This is a genomic window from Candidatus Thiosymbion oneisti, assembly GCF_900092655.1.
GTDB lineage: Bacteria > Pseudomonadota > Gammaproteobacteria > Chromatiales > Chromatiaceae > Thiosymbion > Thiosymbion oneisti.
This window is the reverse complement of record NZ_FLUY01000662.1, coordinates 1-467: the sequence shown is the minus strand read 5'-3', so window position 1 is coordinate 467 and position 467 is coordinate 1. Positions and strand designations below refer to the sequence as shown.

The following is a 467-nucleotide window of genomic DNA, read 5'->3' as shown; positions in this document are numbered from 1 at the left end:
TCCCCTTCTACCGGGGGGTCGAACGCCTCGGCTGGCGCTGGGTGGGGCGAGTGCGTGGCCGCGACTACGTGCGCTTGGATCACGGTTGGGTGAGCTGCCAGACGCTCTTCAAGCGTGCCACCACGACCCCGACGGCGCTCGGGGAGGGCGAGTGGGTACGCAGCAATCCCCTGCGGGCGCGCTTGGTGCTGGTACGCCTGGCGGGGAAGGGGCGACGTGGCAACACCGCCTTCGGCAAGCGTTCACGTTCGAAGGCGAGCACTCACTGCGCCCGTAGTGCCAACGAACCTTGGCTATTAGTGGCCTGCACCCGGCTCGCCGATCGGTCAGCAAAGCAGTTGATCCGGTTGTATCGGCAGCGCATGCAGATCGAAGAGAGCTTTCGTGATATGAAGAGCCAGCAGTTCGGTGAGGGGTTGGAATGCAGCCGCTCACGCGGGGTTGGGCGCTTCACGGTGCTGGTGCTG

Annotated in this window: 1 protein-coding gene; it reads left to right on the top strand. The window is 65.5% G+C overall.

Features of this window, described 5'->3' with window-relative positions:
• Positions 1 to 467, top strand: a 467-nt coding sequence (locus BQ17_RS07235) for a transposase (protein ID WP_141699149.1), incomplete at both ends; no start/stop codon positions are given.